Genomic DNA, 18,044 nt, shown 5'->3' with positions numbered 1-18,044 from the left:
TCGCCCGTTGAATCGGGCTTCATACCCCCTGTTGCGGGCAAAGGCGTGGAAAGGTACAACGGTCGGCAGGTTCAGTTGGTCAAGGAACAGGGTGTGAACAGCGGAGGATTGCGCGCCTGGATCACCCGGTGCCTGGGAAGGGCCGCTGCGGAAGCGTCCGGATCCAGTGACGCCCCGGTGATGGCACACGACATCCGCCTCTATGCCATTGGCGACATCCACGGCGAATTGCTGCTGCTGGACCGGCTGCTGTCACTGATCGCCGATGATGCCGCACATCACCCCGGTCGGCGGATCGTCCTGGTCTTTCTCGGGGACTATATCGACCGTGGCCCGAACAGCCAGGGTGTGCTGGATCGGCTGATAACGGGCCCGCTGCCCGGAACCGACGTCCGCTTTCTTGCCGGCAATCATGAAGCGGCCATGCTGGACTTCATCGCCGATCCGATTGCCAATGCCCGATGGCTGGATTTCGGCGGGGCAGAGGCCATGGCCAGCTATGGCGTGCGTGCCTCGGTCGGTATCCGGGACCGCGGGCGGTTGAAAGACCTGCGCGACCAGTTCACCGACCGGCTTCCCGACACCCATCGCTGTTTTCTCGATGGGCTGGAGGATTATGCGGTCTACGGCGATTACGCCTTCGTCCATGCGGGGGTAAAGCCGGGCCGGGCGCTGGACCGGCAGCGGCGCGACGACCTGCTGTGGCTGCGCGAGCCGTTCCTGTCATCGCCTACACGGCATGAAAAGGTGATCGTTCATGGGCATACCATCGTCGAAACGCCGGAAATCCGCCCCAACCGCATCGCCGTCGATACCGGTGCCTACGCGACGGGGGTGTTGAGTGCCATTGTATTGGATGGCGCGTCCCGAACCTTCCTGAGCACCGGCACACCGCGGGCCGGCTGATCCTGCTCAACGGTTGCGGCGCGCAACGGCATCCGTCAGCACCCGGTACAGCCGGACAAGGGGATACAAAGCCTCCAGCGGTTTTGGAAGGGGCAGAAAGCGCCGGTCGCGCTCACTAGGGCGCCACGGCCAGGCCAAAACCGCCCAACGGGCCGACGTCCGCCGCTGAAGACGAATGTCCCACCAGAGATAGCGCATCCTCCCCAGCAGGCGGAACGATGTCCCGCCACCGTCAAAGTCCTCATCCGCCAACACCGGGTGGAGTTCCCGCGCCAGCCGGCGCACCCTGTCGATCTCCCGCGGCTCCACGAGGCCGTGAAGGGGGGACGGCACGCCCAAATGCTCCTCGGCCAAGAGACAGGCCAGCAGCAGATGCCGGTCAACACCGACCCTTCGGGCAATGGCGAGCGCCTCTGCCCAATCGACGGTTCCACACAGCCGGGCCGCAGCGATGTCGCAGAGCCAGAAATACTGGCTCCACAAATGCTTTGCACCGTGAAAGGCCGCGTAGACCACCGATTTTTCCGGATTCATGATAGCGATGGGGCTGTCCGCGAGCATGATTTCCCGCGCACCGTCGAAAGGCTGTAACAGAGACACAGGCAGCAGCCGCTCGTCGATGTCCAAGGCGCTGTGAAGCTCGATGGTGGCGTTGTCCTGTTGCCGATGCAAGGTGGCGGCTCCCCCTTCGTTCCCGACCGTGGCGTACCCCAGCCCGGTCAGAACCTGCAACGCCACGGCCAGATCCTCAGGCTGAACCAACAGATCGATATCCCGGTACCATCGGCTGTCCAGGCGCCCGAAGAACAGGGTCGAATGCGCCGGCCCCTTCAGCAGCAGGCTGCGGATTCCCACCGCCCGGCAGGCGGTGACCGCCTGCACCGCCGCTGCGGTCAGCGTCAGGGTGCGCAGAGCCGCCCTTTTCTGCATCGCCCGCAGGCGCTGACTCACAGCAGCGGGAAGCGGGATGTTTTTTTCCAAGGCCGTCAAAAGCAGAGGAACACGATGGTGAACGACGGCTTTCAGGAAATCATCCCAGTTCAGATCGTCCGGCGGCGATGGTGTGGCCGCTCCAAAATTAAAGGCGAGAGCATCAAGGATAAAGCCATTGACCGGCGGAAGATTACGGTGATTCATCTTTTCCGCCATATTCTCGCCAGCCCTCTCCCTTCCACACAACAATGCCGGCCACGGGCCTAATAGGCACCGACCCGGCGCCACACCACCGGTATCGTGCGCACCAGAATGGCAATGTCATGCCACAGCGTCCAATTCTTGACATACCACACGTCCAGCCGCACCCGCTCGTCATAGGCGATCTCGTTACGCCCGCTGATCTGCCACAGCCCGGTCATGCCCGGACGGGTTTCCAGATAATACGAGACGTCCCGGCCATACAGCGCCAGTTCCTCGCCCGTCACCGGGCGGGGGCCGACAAGGCTCATCTCCCCACGCAACACGTTGAAAAGCTGCAAGAGCTCGTCCAGGCTGGACGCGCGCAGGAAACGTCCGATGGGCGTAACTCTCGGATCATTCCTCAGCTTGCGTGCCACACTCCATTCCGTCGCGGCATCAGGATCGGTGGCGAGCATATCCTGAAGCCGCCGTTCGGCATCCGGAGCCATGGTGCGGAACTTCAGACAGGTGAAGGGCCGCCCGCCCCGCCCGATCCGGGTGTGGCCATAGACCACCGGCCCGCCATCCCGCATGATCAGAAGGGCGAAAAACACGAACACCGGAGCAAGAATGGCCACCAGCATCGATGCGGCCACAAGATCGAAAACGAACTTCACGCCACGGCTGAGCGGCTGTTCCAGATTGTTGCGCGCCGCCAGGAGCATGACATCCTGGCTGAAGAAATAGATGCGGTCGAACCCCAGAACCGGTAACCCTTGAAGGGCCGGAGCGATGGCAAAGGGCAACCGGCGTCGCGCCAGATCGGCGATCAGCTCACCACCTCCCACCAGATCGGCATCGGAAAGGGCAAGCACGACAAGCTGCGCCTGCTCGCGGGCGTAAAGCGCCTCCCACGAGCCGTTCCCTTTGCTTCCCACCGCCGACAGGGGGCGCACGCCAACGATATCGTAACCGAGGGAGCGCTCGGACTTCAACGCCTCCACCGCCTTTTGCGCCGTCTCCCCCCCACCAACCACCACCACCGGCAAGCGCCACAAGCCACGGGCATCCAGAACCGTGATAATGAATCCGCGCATCACCGGGATCAGGGCGGCCGTCAGAAGCCATGCCTGCCCCAGCCACAGGCGCGAGAAATCGGCCTTGAATGCGAACATGAGAAAGCCGTCGGTCAACAGCGCCAGTATCGAGGCGATCACGATGTCCTGAGCGGCACTCCATAGCGGCAGGCGCCGGCGGTAATGACCACGGGTGTGGAACCACAGCAGCATGCACAGACCGATGGCCCCGAACTGGGCAAGACGCTGAAGCACGTCATCGCCCATCAGATCACGGTAGGGCCGGCCCAGGAGCCATTCGTTGATCACAAGGGACGAAAGGGCCGCCAGCAGAAACGCCCCTGTCAATCCCATCAGGTCGGCACCGATGAAGGCACGCTGGCGCCAGCCGTTCAGGCGCAGCAACAAGGCAGGGTAAGCCGCCGATTCCGATGGGGAGCAGGGGGATATATCGTTAATCATTCGGCAAGGAGGCGAAAAAAGGGAAGGTCAACACCAGAGGCAAGATGTGCGGCTTCAACGTTCGAATGCTGCATCGATAGAGGAGATATAGATAAGCGCTTTTCCATCGCATAGAGATTCATGCATATCTATTACGCTCGTCTGCCCGGCAACATGCTCATACCCCGCTTCTCAAAAATAACCTTGCTCCTGAATCCGGCCTCCTGAGAGAAGCCGGATGGTCACCCCCGCAACGGGCTTACACCCTTCTGGCAATGGGCCGATTGCCGGCATAACATTTTTGCATAACACGTGAAGGGCCACTCCCCGCCTCGCTCCCGATACAAAACCCGCGCATCGGAACCGATCATGACATCCAATCTGCACAGCCGGATCAACCCCTGCCACCTGGATCATACGGCCGTGGCCGCTGCAGCAGCCCGCTTTGCCAAGGATCCTTGCTTGACGGTTTGGTTCGATGACTTCCTGCTGCCAAACCGGCTGGAGTCACTGCGGATGCTCTACGGGTCCGATGGGGATTTCCATCCGTGGTATGGCGACTTCGACGGCATAAGCCACAGTGATACCGGATGGGAGCTGGTTCTGAAATCCCCCAAGCCCGACCGCCGCGTGGATCCCGGCTATCTGACCTATCTTTTGCTCTGCAATTTTATCAACAGGCCGTCCTTTGCCGATTATCTTGCACGCATCACAGGCATTAAACCCGATGCAATCCAGGGCCTGCAAGTGCGCATCACGCCACCGGGGCATCACGTTAAGCCACACACGGATAATATCAGCAACCGGCGATTATGCTTGGTCCTGTATCCGGGGCGGCACTGGCAACCCGGGTACGGCGGCCGTTTCCTCCAGATGAGCGAGGGCCGCGTGGTGCGGGAGCTGGAACCGCTTCCCAACCGGCTGGTGGTCTTCAAGGTGTCCGGGCAATCCATGCATGCGGTTGAACCCCTGGCGGAAACGGCACCGCCGCGATGGGGGCTGACCATCTGGATGAGTGCGCCGGCCCCGGCTTGACGCCCTTTGTGGGTGCCGTTAAACCAGTCTCATCACATCACCGGATCAGGTGCCATGCGGGTACGGCGGGCTGGACTGTTCACCGAAGCGGCGGTCGCCCTGACGTTGGCGCGATTGGCATCCGTCCTGCCTTTCCGTTGTATGGTGGCACGGCAGGCCGTGGTGGCATCCGGGCCGGCGGTCACCCACACCCTCCCCTCCGACCCGCGGGCGGCGGCGGTCGGGCGGGCGATCGGAACGGTGGGGAAACGGCTTCCCTGGCACTCCAGTTGTCTGATCCTGGCGCTGGCCGCGCGCCTGATGCTGTGGCGCCGGGGGATTCCCGCGGTGCTGCATTTCGGCATCGGACGCCGGGAGGATGGCCGCCTGACCGCCCACGCCTGGCTCGAAGCTGCCGGCGGGTGCGTGTGCGGCGGCACAGAGGCCCCTGACTTCGTGCCCCTGGCCAGTTTTGCCTCGGCACCGCGATGACGCCGGAAACACCCGAACGCATCCTGCCCGGCATTCTCTGGCTTGCCTCCTACCCGAAGTCGGGAAACACCTGGGTCCGGCTGTTCCTGTGGGCGCTGGAGAGCGATTCCGACATCGACCTCCAGCGGATGACCGACCCGGCGCACGGGGCGTGCGGACGCCACCTGCTCCAGTTGAACCTGGGCATCGATCTGGCCGAGCTCTCACGCGACGAGGTGACGGACCTGCGCCCGCTCGCCTATCGGGACATCGCCCGGCATGACGGCGGCAGACCGATGATCTTCAAAGTGCACGACGGCTATTACCCCACCCCATCCGGGCAGCCGTTGCTGCCGCCGGAAGCCACCGCCGGCTGTGTCCATCTGGTGCGCGATCCCCGCGACGTCTGCCTGTCGCTCGCGGCGCATAACGGCGGCACGGTCGATCAGACGATCAACCAGATGGCCAACCCGGACTTTTGGACCGGCCGCACCAGGGGATACGCCAGCAAAAGCCAGGTTCCCGAATTCAGGGGATCGTGGTCGCGCCACGGCGAAAGCTGGCTGGCGGCACCGGTCCGGCGCCTGACGGTCCGGTACGAGGATATGGTGGCCGCCCCGCTGGACTGGCTGGGCCGGATCGCCGCGTTCTGCGGCTGGCCCGCCGATCCGAAGACCATTGCCGCGGCGGTGGAGCGGACCGCCTTCGAACGGCTGGCCGCCAAAGAGGCCGAGACCGGTTTCATCGAACGCCCCGACGGCATGGAACGCTTCTTCCGCTCCGGGCGGGCGGGCCAATGGCACACCGCTCTCACTCCCGGCCAGATCAGCCGCATCGAACACGACCACGGCCCGCTGATGGAACGGCTGGGCTATGCCCCGGTCACTGATTCCGGCCGGCGTGCCAGCGCAGAAAGGCGTTGACGTAAAGCGCGTTGGCCATGCCCTGAACGATTTCGTCGTAATCGGCGCCTGACGGACGTTCAAAGACGGGGGCGCCCCCGGCAAGCCGGGCCTGAAGCCGGGGCAGGTCGATGGCCGCGGCGGCCAGATCGACGGGATGTTGGCTGTCCAGCGTCTCCGCGGCCTTGTCCCACCAGCCGCGGACCCAATCCTCGGCATCGGCGAAGGGCGGAAAGTACCCCCTCTCGGCCAAGGTTTCCGGCGGCAGCCGGTCGGCCAGCACCCGGCGCGCCAAAAACCGGGGCACGCCGTTGCGCTGAAGCTGGTCGGAGGGGAGTGACAGAACGAAATCCACCATGCGCCGGTCGCGGAAGGGAGCCCCATAGTCCAGCCCCATGCCGTGAAAGCACAAGGTGAAGGTCTCGGCTTGGGATGGGCTAATCCCCAGAACCGCCGTGTCGAGGTCGGCCTGGTGCATCCATTTCCAGCGGCTGGGATTGTGGGACACGCCCGCAAACAGACGCTCCAGGCCGCTGGCGCGGGCAAAATCGGGGCGCAGGAAGCTGCCGTCATGGATGGGAACGTCCAGCGTTCCACGCGCACGGCGCCACGCCCGCAGCACCGGGCGCGAGACCAGATCCCGCAACACCACATGCCACAGAAAGCTCATGACGGGCTTCCGGCGGTAGCGGGCGGCGGACACGGTTTCCCGAGCCAGCCGGCCCCAGCGGCCCGCCAGGAACAGGTCGCGGAACAGCCCGTTTCCTTCCGAGGTCAGGGTCCGGTTGCCACCGTCCCCGTTCAGCAAGGTGGCGGCCCCCGCGCGTTCGGCGGCACGGGCCAGGGCGAAGCGCCGGGCCATCAGGGAAATCCCCGTCAGGGGCAGGCCGGTGGCATCGAACAGGGTGCGCGCATCCTCGTCCACCGGCGTCAGGGTCTTCTCCGCCACCGGCTGCACCCGCAAGTTGGGATAGCGGCGGGCCAGGGACTGCACCAGATCCCATTCGCGCCCGATAGCCCCCCCGGCCGCGGCCGAGCCCGGAACCGGCACGGTGGTCAGACCCAGAATCTCACGGCCGGGCGCCAGCAGGGCAAGCGTGGATGCGATGGCACCGGAATCGAACCCGCCCGACAGCATCACCGCCAACGGCTGGGTCGAGCGCAGATAACCGCATAGAACGTCGGCCAACACCTCCCGGCCCGCCTCCACATAGGCCTGATCGTCCTTGAGGCGCAGGACGGAACCTCTGCGGGGCCGCCAATACACGGCGGTGCGCGCCCCGGACGGGCTGGAATCGGACGGATCGATCCGGGTCACGGCGGTGCGGGGCACCCGCCGGACCGCACGGTAGATGCTGGCTTCGTTATCCGCCGCAGAACCGATCAGATGTTCGCCGACCGTGGCGTGGTCGAGATCGCGCGGAAAAAGCCCCAGGGCGATCAAAGCCGCCGGGGTGCTGCCGAAGACGACGAAACCATCGCCACGGTGATAAAACAGCGGAAGAGAGCCCAGCCCCGCCCGCGCCAGGGTCAGGCGGCGGCGCACACGGTCCCAGACGATGAACGAAAAGTCCCCGTGAAGGCGCTCCGGCGCCGCCTCCCCCCATCGGCTGAACGCCGCCATCATCAGACCGGCATCGGTCCATACCCGGGTGCGTTCCAAACCCAACTGGCCGATCACATCGGCCTGCCGGTCGATCCGGCCCGAACCGAGCAGCACAAGCGAGCCGTCGCCTCCGATCACGGGGTCGGCCGCATGCCCATCGGTATCGCGCAACGGCCGGCGGCGGAACGCCAAGGCACAATCGCCGCCGTGCCAGAGGCCAACAGGCCCGAAACCGGTACCGCCCAAACGCCGGCCTGCATCCACCACCGCGGCTGATGCCACGGGCAAGGCGACATGGCCGGCAACACCTATGAAATGCAGCACGGCGTCCCGCTCCGGTCACACATGTTCGGCACGGAAAGGCTTGTCCAGACGTCCGTCAACGACCCAAACACCGGCATAGGATGGCGCGGATCAGGACGAAGTCTTCGTGGTATTCCCCTCCGCGTGCGGCGAGCCTTTCGCCGCGGTGTCCGACCAGACATTCAATTCGGCCAGTTCCGGGGTGGTCCACACAGGGCGTGGCGGCGCGGGCGTTTCGGCAGTGATGGCGGTATTCTGCACTTGCTCGCTCATGAACACGCCTTCTTTCCCCAGTGATCACACGGATGAAAGAGCATAATCACGCAGTCAACACGCGGCAAGGAAAAATGGTAAATATAGGGATGGAAGGGTTCCGGTAAGGATTTATGCCGCTCCACGGTGCCGGCGCCATGACGGGTGTTGCCCCGGAACCTCTTCTGCACCCGTGAAACGCCCGCAGGAAACCGGCAAAGAACTGTACGGCCGCCGCCGATCCTTCGCAAGCGCACGCCGCGGGCTGCCTAGTCCCGGCTGGGGCACCACTCCATGCGCCAGGACATGCCGGTGTCATCAACGATGCGGAATCCCAAGCGCTTGTAAAGACCGGCCGCCCTGTTCGCCGGATCGACGTGCAGGCTGAGCCGGCCCGTCCGCTGGGCCGCCAGGGCCTGCAACGCCGTCAGCAGGCCGGTTCCCAAGCCCCGGCCCTGCCAGCCGGGCATCAGGCTGAGATCGACCACACGCAGGTCGCCCGGGCTTTCATGGGTGTACAGCCGGCCCACCGGCTCACGCTTGCGCCGGCAGACCAGGATGCTGAAGGAGCCGCCCAGGGCATAGTGAAGACGATAATGCCGCCGCTGCAAATCGAACTGGGAATCGAGGAAGGGCTGCATGGCAACGGGATCGAACCCGGCACGACGCATTTCGTCGTGCCGGGTCGATCGGTACAGGACGCGCAAAAAGGGCTCATCGCCATCGGTTTCGGGCCGCAGCTTTATCCCCAGGTATTTCGGTACGGCCGGTACCGGGGGAGGGGCATCGGGGCCCAAGGCCGTTGCTGTCACCATCGGCGCGCCCATGAGTTACGGACGGACCGGATAAATGCCGTTCTGAACACAGATACAGAAACGCAAAGCCAGGAACGGCTGACGGTTTTCGTGGGGCGCCGCAATCCCCTGGCTGGTCGGGCCCGGGCCGATCACCGCCGGATGCAGGGTCGCATCGGCTGCGGCTGCGGTGGAATAGAGCTGCGTCAGCTTATTGGTCGCGACGACCGTCGCTCGCGTAAGTTGAGCGGTGGCCTGGGGCGTGGGAGTAGCGGTGGCCGCGCTTGGCGTCACAGCCAAGCCCTGAAAGGTGTGCGCGTGCGACGGAACGGTGGCGGCAGTCAGCGTGACGCCGCTTGCCCCCGTCTTTTTCCCGAACGCGTAGACGTTGGCCAGACCGGCGCCCTGTCCAGCGCCGAGGACCGCCTGGTTGGACAGATTGGGAAGAGCGAAGGAGGTCTTCCCGTCACCACCAAAGCGATTTCCAATCAAGGAAAACAAAGCTTGGTATATCTGAGGCGCAAGCAGCCTACCGTCGCACGGATACCAGTCCTGAGGACTAAACGTATACGGCAAAAGGCGGATTTCACCAATAAAGGGATCCATTTCCCACCCCTATTAATTGTTAGCCGGATAAAGTCCGGAGGTACAAATCATGTAAGTCAGCCCCATGACTTCCATGATATTTGAATGAGCTTGACCTCCGCCCACAGCTTGGCCGATCGTAGCGGCATCCAAATTCTGTACCGCGCTCCCGGCCGCCCCGCTAAAGGCGTACAGGTAATTGGCGCTACCGACATCGGCCAGAGCCATGTTCTTGGTATCGGTCACACCGTCTGACGATGGGCTAAGGCTGGTCGCCGGGGCATTGAGGGCACTGAAAGTATGGGTATGGGCGGGGTAGGTCGCCTCGGTCACCGTCACGGCTTCCAGGCCGGCTTTGGTACCCAGAGCATAGTGGGACGTGGCCGCGCTGTCGCTGTTGACACCCAACGGCAGGCGTCCGCGCAAATCCGGAACAGCGAAGTTCGTTTTGCCATCACCACCATAAGTGGTTGATATCAAAGAAAACAGCGCTTCATTTCCAGAGATGGTCAGCAATCTGCCATCACAAATAACCCAATCCTGGGGAGCATACTCCAAGACGGTCAAACGAATTTCACCGACAAAAGCATCGGTCATCGGGCTCTCCTCCGAATAGAAAATCAGTGCCGCTTAAGGCCGCGTCGGGTAGTTGCCGGACACGGCTATGCAGTACGACAGCGCAAGGCTGGGCTGACGGTTTTCATGGCCGCCATTACCACCGGCCGGCTGAATAGTGGCACTATTCAACGCAACCGCTTTCGATGCATCGTAGGAAGCGTACACATTGAAGGGGGTAACCCCGCTCGGGCCTTTGTTTTTGGCAAGAAAATTATTCGTCAGCGCAATCGCAGCGCCATCTTCCTTGTAAACATTCACCGGGTGGACGTGTCCCGGCACCTGCGTCCCGTTCAGCACCACCGCCTCGGTACCACCGGTATTGCCCTGCTGATAGGCCACCGGCGGGGTGAAGGACATGCACACCGGCGTGCGCCCGCGCAGGTCCGGCAGATTGAACGTTGACGGGCCGGTACCGCCAAAAGTGTTGCCAAGAAGACTGTACAGAGCCTGATACTGCGCTACCTGCAACGTCCTGCCATCGCATGGCAACCAACCCGAAGGGATTTTCCCAAAAGAAAAAACCCGGATTTCGCCAAGAAAAGGTTCTGCCATAATTTTCTCCTACAAAAATCCGACGACTGGCCGCCCTTTAAGCAATCCAAGAAGGCTAGACAGGACCAAATGACGGGTTGCCTCCGTATGCCGTCAATCAAAAAAATAGAATTTTATCTACTTGAATTCATATGTATGGAAATCGCATTGATGGTGCGCTGCGAATGCACTCGTATGAGTGTTGTTATTGAATTCTTATGAATGCAATGTGCAATTTGTTATTTATTCAGATAATAATATGGAGGTGACTCGGCACGCCACGGCGCGGCACTCTTGGCCGTCATGCCGCTTGATCATCCTGGTTCCGGGGCGTAAAGGATTAGGCTCACTCACCGACGCCCGTGCCAGCCATGCCCACGCCCATTCCGGCCGTCACACCCGACAGCCTGCTGACCCGCAAGCCTGATATCCTGAGCACGGAAATCGATGGCGAAACCGTGCTGATGAGCGTCGAACGCGGCAGCTATTACGGGCTGGCCACGACAGCGCGCGACATCTGGCTCCGGTTGGAAAAGCCCATGCGTGCCTCCGATCTGTGCCGCGACCTTGCCGGTGCTTATGACGGCGATCTGGAACAGATCACCGCAGAGACTCTCGACTTCCTGAACCGTCTGGTGAACGCGGGCCTGATCCGGGCCGGCTGAAACGGTTCGGACGGCTGCGTGTCACAGCGTGGCCGTGACCAGTTCCACGATCTCGGCAAGCCGGTCCAGGGCATCGGGGCGGGCCAGACGGAAGATCGGCACCCGCGCCGCGATCTGCAGGGCGGTCTGAACCAGGGCATCACCCCGGCCAAGCCGGCACCCGAGCGGCACCCGGTAGACCAGGGCCGGCAACGGCAGAACGCCGTTTGCACCGGACAGCCGGGTCAGCGTGGCCGCGGTGGCGCCCGGAACCCCCTCGATGCGGACGATGGCGCGCAGAGGCACAGGCTCCAACGCCTCGGGCGGCCGGCGCCAGACCTTCTTTCTGCCCTTGGCCCAGCCGGTTGGCCGCAGCCCGGCCCCATCGATCCCAAGCGTTTCCGCCGCCTCGGCCATCAGCCGCAGATGGGGCGAGCCCGGAATTGCCATGGGCGTGCCATCCGCATCGAACCGCACGACCGTGATATCGTCGCTGAGCAACGGGTAGCCATGCCGGACCAACGCCCCTGCCAGAGTCGACTTGCCGCTGCCCGACGGGCCGGTAAAGGCAATGGCCCGCCCTCCCACCATCACCGAACTGGCGTGAAGGGGAAATGCACCCCGCTGGTGCAGAACGACGCCCGCGACGGCTGAAAGCAGACAGGTTTCCAGCGCCTCCACCGGCGGTTCCGGGTTCGCCAGGGTGATTGTCATCCGGCGCCCGCCCGACGCCATCAGACGGAAAGCCCCCGGCACCGTCACCAGCACGGCGCCGTCGTCATGGAATGAAAACCGTGCGCCGGGATTGCCCGACGGTTCCGGCACATGGCCCAGGCGCAGATCAAGGTCGGCCGCACCATCCGTTTCCGAACAGAGGGGCAGCCCCACCAGTGCAAGATCGGTCCGCAGCCTCAATCCATAATACCAGAAATTGCGCACGCACCGGTCTCCATCGTTTTTGAGCGGACCACACTATAGTCGCGCCCCTCAAGACCACGGATGGAAATCCGCGGCGTGTGGCCGCTGTCCCTTGAACCCTGTCAAAGGGTTGGGTCAGGATGGCCGCCTCAGATTTCGTGGAGACATCCGGCGTGCATTACCGCTACCGCGCTCTTGGCCTGACGCTGATGGCGGAATTTCCCTGCCCGGGTTTTTGGCCGGCCTCCCCTGATGATGCTTCCCGCGCCGTCGCGATCACGTTCGGCCCCGTGCCCGAGGCGCTGGACCGCCCGCTCATACGCCGTCCGCTGACCGAGATCGGGGCCGGGAACCGCTGTCTCCATCGTGTGCCGGGCATCGCCCGCTATCTGGTGGATGGGCACAGCCGCATCGTAATCGATCCCCACCCGGAAACGGCGCTGGAGCGGATCCTGACCTTTTTGCGCGGAACTCCGCTCGCCTTTGCCTGTCATCTGTGGAACCTGATACCGCTCAACACCGCCTGTATCGCGGTCGATGGCCGGGCCGTGCTGCTGGGCAGCGGCCCGGCGTATGGGAAAAGCACGATGACGGCGGCATTGGCCCAACGGGGGCATACCCTGATGGCCGATGCGATGTGCGCTCTCGACACCACGGATCCGGCTGCCCCCCTGATCTGGCCCTCCTTCCCCGATGTGTCGTTATGGCCGGATTCACTGGCCGCGCTGGATATGGAGCCCCCTCCCACCGCGGCACCGGGACCGGGCGGGCGGTTCCGGATCGATGCCACGCCATGGTTCGACCCAGCCCCCAAGCCACCGTCCGGCCTGGCGGTCATCCGAAAAGCGTTCGGCGCCACCACGCCAAGCCGGAGCGCATCGTCCCTTGGGCGGCTGCAGAAATTCGAGACGGTGGCGAATCTGGTGTGTCTCCTCGATATCGCACGGACACTGCCGGGGAATCCGTCCCGCCTCGATGCGATCGCACGCCTGTCGTCGCTCCTGACAATAACGGAGTTCCGCTTCCCCCCCAATCTTGATCACGTGCCCGCGCAAGCCGATCTGCTGGCCGCGGCGGCCCGGCAGGGCGGGGAACAGGCGTGCCCCCCCCGATCCGCCACCTGACGCGATGCGACACCACGCCCTCGACCTTCCCCGCCGCCTGGCCGCCCTGGGCCGCCGCCGTGCTATCGGCGCCGTGGTGCTGAATGCCGTCGCCGGCGTAACCGAAGGCATCGGCGTGCTGGCCCTGGTTCCCTTGCTCAAGCTTCTGGGCATCGGTAACAGGGGAGAGGCACCGCCGGACCCATGGATCTTTGCCCTGGTCTTGACCGGCTACGTCCTTCTGGCCGGCGTTGCGGCGCACATCGGGCAGACCCGTCACCGCGCGGCGCAGGCCCTGACCCTGGATTTCCTTGACCGCCTGCGCGCCGATCTGCACGCGGCGATCCTGGCAATGGAATGGAACGCCTTCCGCAAGCGGCGCTCCGCCGACCTGCAGCAGGCGATGACCGGTGAAATCGGCCGTATCCATATGGCCGTCACGGCCCTGGGCAATCTGACGGGCGCGCTGCTGGCGATACCGTTTCTGGCGGCGGCGGCCCTGTTTCTGTCCCCTGCCCTGACCGGAGCGGCGCTGGTGATGGTCGTTCTGGCCGCCGCGGCGACCCGCCACCTGAACGCGCGAAGCTGGCTGCTGGGACGGCAACTGGGAGAGGCGAACAAGGCCGCCATGGCCGACCTTGCCGACAATCTTGCCGGGCTGCGTCTGATCAAGATCTTCACGGCCGAAGCCGCCCGTGAAGAAAAACTGTCGTCGCGCTTTGCCGATGCACGTCGCAATCAGCGCGCTTACGAGCGGGCCCATGCCACCGAACGCGCCGTGCTGCAAACCATCGCCGCGGCCGCGGCCGCGGGGGGGCTGTCCATGGCCGTCTTCCTTCTGCGCCTGCCGCTGGCGGAGGCGCTGACATTGATGCTGGCTTATGGCCGCCTCTTACAGGCGGCTCTGCGTTGCCTCTCCAACTGGCGGCGCCTGGCCGGCGCCTCCGCGGCTCTGGCCACCTACGACGAAACCCTGGCCGCCTGCCGGGCAGCAGCCGAACCGCCGGCAATCGGAACCCCCTCCCCATCGCTGCAAAGGGAGATGCGCTTTTCCGGCGTCGTTGTTCGCCATGACGAAAAACAGGGACACGAGCGTGGCGCCCCGGTGCTGGACCATATCGACGCGGTGATCCCGGCGGGCAAGATAACCGCGCTGATCGGCCCGTCAGGGGCGGGCAAATCGACCCTGCTCGATCTGGCTCTCGGCCTGACCACGCCTGACGGCGGTCACATCAGCATCGATGGTGTCCGGCTGTCACCCGATGTGCGCCGCGCATGGCGGCGGTCCGTCTCGGCCTGCCCCCAGGATCCGTTCCTGTTTCACGACACGCTGCGGGCCAACCTTCGCCTTGCCTGCCCGGATGCCGATGACGGCGCGCTGTGGGCGGCGCTGGAGGCGGTTGCGGCGGCCGATTTCGTCCGCGCCCTGCCCCAGGGGCTGGACACGGTTGCGGGGGACCGCGGCCTGCGCTTTTCCGGCGGCGAGCGGCAGCGGCTGGCACTGGCGCGTGCGTGGCTGCACCGTCCGGCCTTTCTGGCGTTGGATGAAGCGACCGCATCGCTGGACGGCGAAACGGAGACCGCCGTTGCCCGGGCCCTGGCCAATCTGCGCGGTTCCTGCACGGTGCTGGTGGTGGCGCACCGCCCCAGCACCGTGCAGGCCGCCGATCATGTGCTGATGCTCGACGCCGGCCGCCTGACCGCGGCGGGAACGTGGGATGATGTCCGCGCTGCCGCTGGCCCCCGGCTGGCCGCTCTGGGGATGGCCGGCCCGCGTCAGCCTTCGCCTTGAGCCTTATCGCCCAGAGCCGCCTTGAGCTGGGCCACATCGGCGAACAGCCGCTTCAGCCGGCCCAGCCCGCGGACCTGATCCAGGAACTGTGCCCGCGGCACCGCCGGCAGGCCCATGTAAATCGACTTTGCCGGAATATCGGTTCCCACCCCGGCGGAAGCCGCCAGGATGGCATCGCTGCCGATGGTCACGTGATCGGCCACCCCGGTCTTTCCGGCCATCACCACCCGGTCGCCCACGATAACGCTGCCCGCGATGCCCGTATGGCCGCACAGCATGCAGTTGCTGCCGATCTGGCAGTTGTGACCGATCTGGACGAGATTATCGATCTTGGTGCCGTCGCCGATACGGGTGGCGGTGACGGTGCCGCGGTCGATGGTCGTCCCGGCCCCCACCTCCACCTCGTCACCCAGGATAACGGTACCGATGGAGTTCACCCGCCGGATCATGGCGTTGGAGCCGGCGATCTGCCCCGTGGCCTTGGCGGTTTCCACGCTGCCCGGCTCGGGGGTGACATAGCTGAAACCGTCGTTCCCCACCGCGGCGTTGGGATGGATGATGCAGCGGTCTCCCATGACCACCCGCTCACCGATCCGCGCTCCGGGATGAAGGAGGCAGGAAGCGCCGATGCGGGCATCCGCCCCCACCGTCACATGAGGCATCACAACGGTACCGGCCCCGATCACGGCCCGCGGACCGATATAGGCGAAGGGGGCGACCGATACCCCCTCCCCCACCTCGGCATCGGGTGCCACCCAGGCCAGGGGATGGATCCCCGGTTCGGCATGCACCGGCTTTTCGAACACATCCATCAACCCGGCCATGGCCGTCGCCCCGCGGCGCACCCGGATCACCCCCGCCAGCCCGTCGGGAATGGCCGCGGCCTCGGTCACCACGGCCGCCACCGCCTTGCTCTGGTGAAGCACCGGCAGCAGCTTCTTATCCATGGCAAGAGCCAGATCCCCCGGTCCTTCGGCTTCGGCGGGATGGACCGCGCGGGTGACCTCCAGGTTTCCATCCCCTTCCACGCGGGCGTTCAGGGCGGCGGCGATATCGGACAGCTTCATAGGCGCACCCGGTGATGAGGCAAAGAGCGGGAAGCGAGGGCGAGAAAGAGATCAGGCCGCCGAGCGCATGCTGGTACGCTGACGCCAGTCGTTCAGCAGTGCATTGGCACGTTCCATATCGGCCGGCGACATCAGCTTGCCCACGACACTGATCTGGTTCTCCACCTTGACCTGTTCCGGCCCGGGCGGCAGGCCAGCGGCCGCCAGGGTGAACCAACGGTAGGATTCCGCCAGATCCACGTCCACGCCGTCGGCCGACATATAGATCAGCCCCAGATTGATCATGGCGGTGGTGTTGCCGTTTTCCGCCGCCCGTTCGAACCATTGAAGGGCGGTCATAACGTTCTTTTCGTCGCCGTCACCCTGAAGATACAGGAGACCCAGGTTGATCTGGGCGGCAATGTAGTTCTGCTCGGCAGCCTTGCCGTACCATTCCTTGGCCTCCGCCACGTCCTTGCGGCCATAGCGGCCGGTGGCGCAGACCAATCCCATGGTGTATTGCGCGTTGGCCATCCCCTGTTCGGCCGCCTTGCGGCACCATTCCTCGGCCTTCTGCAGATCCTTGGGCACACCGTTGCCGTTTGCGTACAGCACGCTGAGGGTGAACTGGGACTCCGCATCCCCCTGCCCGGCGGCCTTCTGCACCCACTCGGCTGCCAGCTTGGGGCTTTTCGGCACGCCCGTGCCGGTGTTGTACAGCTCGGCCATCCGGCATTGAGCCCTGACATTCCCGGCCTCGGCCGCCTTGCGGTACCACTCCGCCGCTTCCACCTCGTCGCGGGGGATCAGGCTGCCTTCAGAGAACAGGTTGGCGAGATACAGCTGGGCATTGATGTTGCCGTTGATGGCCGATTTGCGGAACCAGGCCACCGCCTCGCCGTAATCGGGAGCACCCAGCCGGCCCTTGAAATAGAGAATGGCGAGATTGTACTGGGCCAAGGCATGGCCCCGTTCCGCCGCTTTCAGCCACCAGTGCTGAGCCTGGCGGACGTCTTCCTCGACCCCGATGCCGCGGGCACAGATCATGCCGTACTCGAACTGAGCCCGCAGATCCCCCAGCTCAGCCGCCCGCTGGAACCACAAGGCGGCGGCGGCGTCATCCTTCGGCAGGCCATGGCCTTCCTGGTACAGCAGGGCGATGGCCAGCACCGCCTGCACGTGATCCTGTTCGGCAGCCCTGCGGTACCACACCATGGCTTCGTCGATATCAGGCTCGACACCCCTGCCGGTGGCGTACATTCCGCCAAGGTTATATTGAGCGGTGGCGTTGCCCTCCGCCGCAGACAGCTTGTACCAGTGCAGGGCCGCAACGGGGTCGGTATCGACACCATGGCCACCGGCATACATCACGCCCAAGTCGGATTGGGCCCTGACGTGCCCTTGTTCGGCGGCCTTGCGGTACCACTCCACCGCCTCGGCGGGATCGTGGGGGATGCCCAGACCATGGGGAAACAGCAGGGACCGGTTGGCCTCTGCGGTTTCCTCATGAATGGCCTTGACGTTGTTGTACCATTTGACGGGAATTCGCCACGGTTTGATGTCGCCGTCACCCGACGCCAGATAATGGGCCAGGGTGTATTGGGCCTCCACATGGCCTTGCCCTGCCGACAGGCGCAGCCAATGCCCCGCCTCTCCGAATTCCTGGAAAACACCGTGGCCTTGGGCATACATCATACCCACACGATACTGGGCCTCGGCATTCCCCGCCTCGGCCAATGGGCGCAGATCAGCCAGAGCGGCGGCAAAATCGTTGCGCCCCAATGCCTCCAGACCACGCGCCAGATTAGGCTTGTGCGGGAAAAATCCTTTCAGCTGGGCCAGCAGTCCGCTCACCATACTTTCTCCACCGTTGGTCCCCAGTCAAAGCAGGCCGTGCGGGGATACCATCCCTCCAAGGCTCTATCG

Annotated in this window: 18 protein-coding genes; 7 read left to right on the top strand and 11 right to left on the bottom strand. The window is 64.4% G+C overall.

Annotation, left to right across the window (positions count from 1 at the left end; translation table 11 throughout):
• The first annotated feature begins 180 nt into the window (after positions 1-180).
• The gene (locus M2352_RS26335; protein WP_264667496.1) at positions 181-906 is read left to right on the top strand and encodes a metallophosphoesterase; all 726 of its coding nucleotides are present in this window, start codon (positions 181-183) and stop codon (positions 904-906) included.
• Positions 907-912: 6 nt separating this feature from the next.
• Here the strand turns inward: M2352_RS26335 and M2352_RS26330 are convergent, their stop codons facing one another.
• Together M2352_RS26330 and wbaP are read right to left on the bottom strand one after the other, a co-directional pair.
• The gene (locus M2352_RS26330) at positions 913-2,055 is read right to left on the bottom strand and encodes a nucleotidyltransferase domain-containing protein (RefSeq protein ID WP_264667495.1); all 1,143 of its coding nucleotides are present in this window, start codon (positions 2,053-2,055) and stop codon (positions 913-915) included.
• A gap of 47 nt (positions 2,056-2,102) precedes the next feature.
• Entirely contained in the window at positions 2,103-3,506 is a 1,404-nt protein-coding gene (gene wbaP / locus M2352_RS26325) for an undecaprenyl-phosphate galactose phosphotransferase WbaP (protein ID WP_264667494.1), read from the bottom strand.
• 402 nt (positions 3,507-3,908) lie between these two features.
• Here wbaP and M2352_RS26320 point away from each other — a divergent pair, with 402 nt between their 5' ends.
• The 3 genes from M2352_RS26320 to M2352_RS26310 are packed head-to-tail and all read left to right on the top strand — an operon-like array spanning position 3,909 to position 5,947.
• The gene (locus tag M2352_RS26320; RefSeq protein ID WP_264667493.1) at positions 3,909-4,574 is read left to right on the top strand and encodes a 2OG-Fe(II) oxygenase; all 666 of its coding nucleotides are present in this window, start codon (positions 3,909-3,911) and stop codon (positions 4,572-4,574) included.
• A gap of 54 nt (positions 4,575-4,628) precedes the next feature.
• Positions 4,629-5,045 (top strand): lasso peptide biosynthesis B2 protein, encoded by a 417-nt coding sequence (locus M2352_RS26315; protein ID WP_264667492.1) that lies wholly within the window; start codon positions 4,629-4,631, stop codon positions 5,043-5,045.
• Positions 5,042-5,947, top strand: coding sequence for a sulfotransferase domain-containing protein (locus M2352_RS26310; RefSeq protein WP_264667491.1), 906 nt, complete (start codon positions 5,042-5,044; stop codon positions 5,945-5,947). Before M2352_RS26315 ends, M2352_RS26310 begins: the two co-directional genes overlap by 4 nt.
• Here the strand turns inward: M2352_RS26310 and M2352_RS26305 are convergent.
• From M2352_RS26305 to M2352_RS26280, 6 genes are all read right to left on the bottom strand, one after another.
• Positions 5,907-7,796, bottom strand: a complete 1,890-nt coding sequence (locus M2352_RS26305; RefSeq protein ID WP_264667525.1) for an asparagine synthase-related protein — start codon at positions 7,794-7,796, stop codon at positions 5,907-5,909. The genes M2352_RS26310 and M2352_RS26305 overlap by 41 nt on opposite strands.
• Before the next feature lie 150 nt (positions 7,797-7,946).
• Positions 7,947-8,108 (bottom strand): hypothetical protein, encoded by a 162-nt coding sequence (locus M2352_RS26300; RefSeq protein ID WP_264667490.1) that lies wholly within the window; start codon positions 8,106-8,108, stop codon positions 7,947-7,949.
• Positions 8,109-8,356: 248 nt separating this feature from the next.
• The gene (locus tag M2352_RS26295; protein ID WP_264667489.1) at positions 8,357-8,914 is read right to left on the bottom strand and encodes a GNAT family N-acetyltransferase; all 558 of its coding nucleotides are present in this window, start codon (positions 8,912-8,914) and stop codon (positions 8,357-8,359) included.
• Between the two features lie 3 nt (positions 8,915-8,917).
• Positions 8,918-9,487 carry a phage tail protein gene (locus M2352_RS26290; protein WP_264667488.1) on the bottom strand — a complete coding sequence of 190 codons (570 nt, stop codon included), beginning with the start codon at positions 9,485-9,487 and terminating at the stop codon, positions 8,918-8,920.
• A 12-nt stretch (positions 9,488-9,499) separates the two neighbouring features.
• A complete protein-coding gene (locus M2352_RS26285) occupies positions 9,500-10,063 on the bottom strand; it encodes a phage tail protein (RefSeq protein WP_264667487.1) in 564 nt (187 codons plus the stop codon).
• 33 nt (positions 10,064-10,096) lie between these two features.
• Positions 10,097-10,636 carry a phage tail protein gene (locus M2352_RS26280; protein ID WP_264667486.1) on the bottom strand — a complete coding sequence of 180 codons (540 nt, stop codon included), beginning with the start codon at positions 10,634-10,636 and terminating at the stop codon, positions 10,097-10,099.
• Between the two features lie 350 nt (positions 10,637-10,986).
• Between M2352_RS26280 and M2352_RS26275 the strand changes: the two genes are divergently transcribed.
• Positions 10,987-11,280: a PqqD family protein gene (locus M2352_RS26275; RefSeq protein ID WP_264667485.1), complete on the top strand. Its 294-nt coding sequence runs from the start codon at positions 10,987-10,989 to the stop codon at positions 11,278-11,280.
• A gap of 21 nt (positions 11,281-11,301) precedes the next feature.
• Here the strand turns inward: M2352_RS26275 and M2352_RS26270 are convergent, their stop codons facing one another.
• The gene (locus M2352_RS26270; RefSeq protein WP_264667484.1) at positions 11,302-12,198 is read right to left on the bottom strand and encodes a hypothetical protein; all 897 of its coding nucleotides are present in this window, start codon (positions 12,196-12,198) and stop codon (positions 11,302-11,304) included.
• Positions 12,199-12,317: 119 nt separating this feature from the next.
• On the opposite strand from M2352_RS26270, the gene M2352_RS26265 reads away from it, so the two are divergent.
• Complete coding sequence (locus M2352_RS26265; protein WP_264667483.1) at positions 12,318-13,301, top strand: hypothetical protein; 984 nt, start codon at positions 12,318-12,320, stop codon at positions 13,299-13,301.
• A 4-nt stretch (positions 13,302-13,305) separates the two neighbouring features.
• Positions 13,306-15,072: an ABC transporter ATP-binding protein gene (locus M2352_RS26260; protein WP_264667482.1), complete on the top strand. Its 1,767-nt coding sequence runs from the start codon at positions 13,306-13,308 to the stop codon at positions 15,070-15,072.
• Here the strand turns inward: M2352_RS26260 and lpxD are convergent.
• Both lpxD and M2352_RS26250 read right to left on the bottom strand, forming a co-directional pair.
• Positions 15,057-16,139: a UDP-3-O-(3-hydroxymyristoyl)glucosamine N-acyltransferase gene (gene lpxD / locus M2352_RS26255; protein WP_264667481.1), complete on the bottom strand. Its 1,083-nt coding sequence runs from the start codon at positions 16,137-16,139 to the stop codon at positions 15,057-15,059. The genes M2352_RS26260 and lpxD overlap by 16 nt on opposite strands.
• Before the next feature lie 51 nt (positions 16,140-16,190).
• Complete coding sequence (locus M2352_RS26250; protein ID WP_264667480.1) at positions 16,191-17,975, bottom strand: tetratricopeptide repeat protein; 1,785 nt, start codon at positions 17,973-17,975, stop codon at positions 16,191-16,193.
• Positions 17,976-18,044: the final 69 nt, after the last annotated feature.

It is taken from the genome of Azospirillum fermentarium (assembly GCF_025961205.1).
Taxonomy (GTDB): Bacteria; Pseudomonadota; Alphaproteobacteria; order Azospirillales; family Azospirillaceae; genus Azospirillum; species Azospirillum fermentarium.
This window is presented reverse-complemented; position numbering and strand designations above follow the sequence as displayed.

What these genes read in the sequence shown, in the direction of transcription:
- M2352_RS26335 (WP_264667496.1), top strand. Translation starts at nt 181, where the DNA reads ATGGCACACGACATCCGCCTCTATGCCATTGGCGACATCCACGGCGAA.
- M2352_RS26330 (WP_264667495.1), bottom strand. Translation starts at nt 2,055, where the DNA reads ATGGCGGAAAAGATGAATCACCGTAATCTTCCGCCGGTCAATGGCTTT.
- M2352_RS26320 (WP_264667493.1), top strand. Translation starts at nt 3,909, where the DNA reads ATGACATCCAATCTGCACAGCCGGATCAACCCCTGCCACCTGGATCAT.
- M2352_RS26315 (WP_264667492.1), top strand. Translation starts at nt 4,629, where the DNA reads ATGCGGGTACGGCGGGCTGGACTGTTCACCGAAGCGGCGGTCGCCCTG.
- M2352_RS26310 (WP_264667491.1), top strand. Translation starts at nt 5,042, where the DNA reads ATGACGCCGGAAACACCCGAACGCATCCTGCCCGGCATTCTCTGGCTT.
- M2352_RS26300 (WP_264667490.1), bottom strand. Translation starts at nt 8,108, where the DNA reads ATGAGCGAGCAAGTGCAGAATACCGCCATCACTGCCGAAACGCCCGCG.
- M2352_RS26295 (WP_264667489.1), bottom strand. Translation starts at nt 8,914, where the DNA reads ATGGGCGCGCCGATGGTGACAGCAACGGCCTTGGGCCCCGATGCCCCT.
- M2352_RS26290 (WP_264667488.1), bottom strand. Translation starts at nt 9,487, where the DNA reads ATGGATCCCTTTATTGGTGAAATCCGCCTTTTGCCGTATACGTTTAGT.
- M2352_RS26285 (WP_264667487.1), bottom strand. Translation starts at nt 10,063, where the DNA reads ATGACCGATGCTTTTGTCGGTGAAATTCGTTTGACCGTCTTGGAGTAT.
- M2352_RS26280 (WP_264667486.1), bottom strand. Translation starts at nt 10,636, where the DNA reads ATGGCAGAACCTTTTCTTGGCGAAATCCGGGTTTTTTCTTTTGGGAAA.
- M2352_RS26275 (WP_264667485.1), top strand. Translation starts at nt 10,987, where the DNA reads ATGCCCACGCCCATTCCGGCCGTCACACCCGACAGCCTGCTGACCCGC.
- M2352_RS26265 (WP_264667483.1), top strand. Translation starts at nt 12,318, where the DNA reads ATGGCCGCCTCAGATTTCGTGGAGACATCCGGCGTGCATTACCGCTAC.
- M2352_RS26260 (WP_264667482.1), top strand. Translation starts at nt 13,306, where the DNA reads ATGCGACACCACGCCCTCGACCTTCCCCGCCGCCTGGCCGCCCTGGGC.
- lpxD (WP_264667481.1), bottom strand. Translation starts at nt 16,139, where the DNA reads ATGAAGCTGTCCGATATCGCCGCCGCCCTGAACGCCCGCGTGGAAGGG.
- M2352_RS26250 (WP_264667480.1), bottom strand. Translation starts at nt 17,975, where the DNA reads ATGGTGAGCGGACTGCTGGCCCAGCTGAAAGGATTTTTCCCGCACAAG.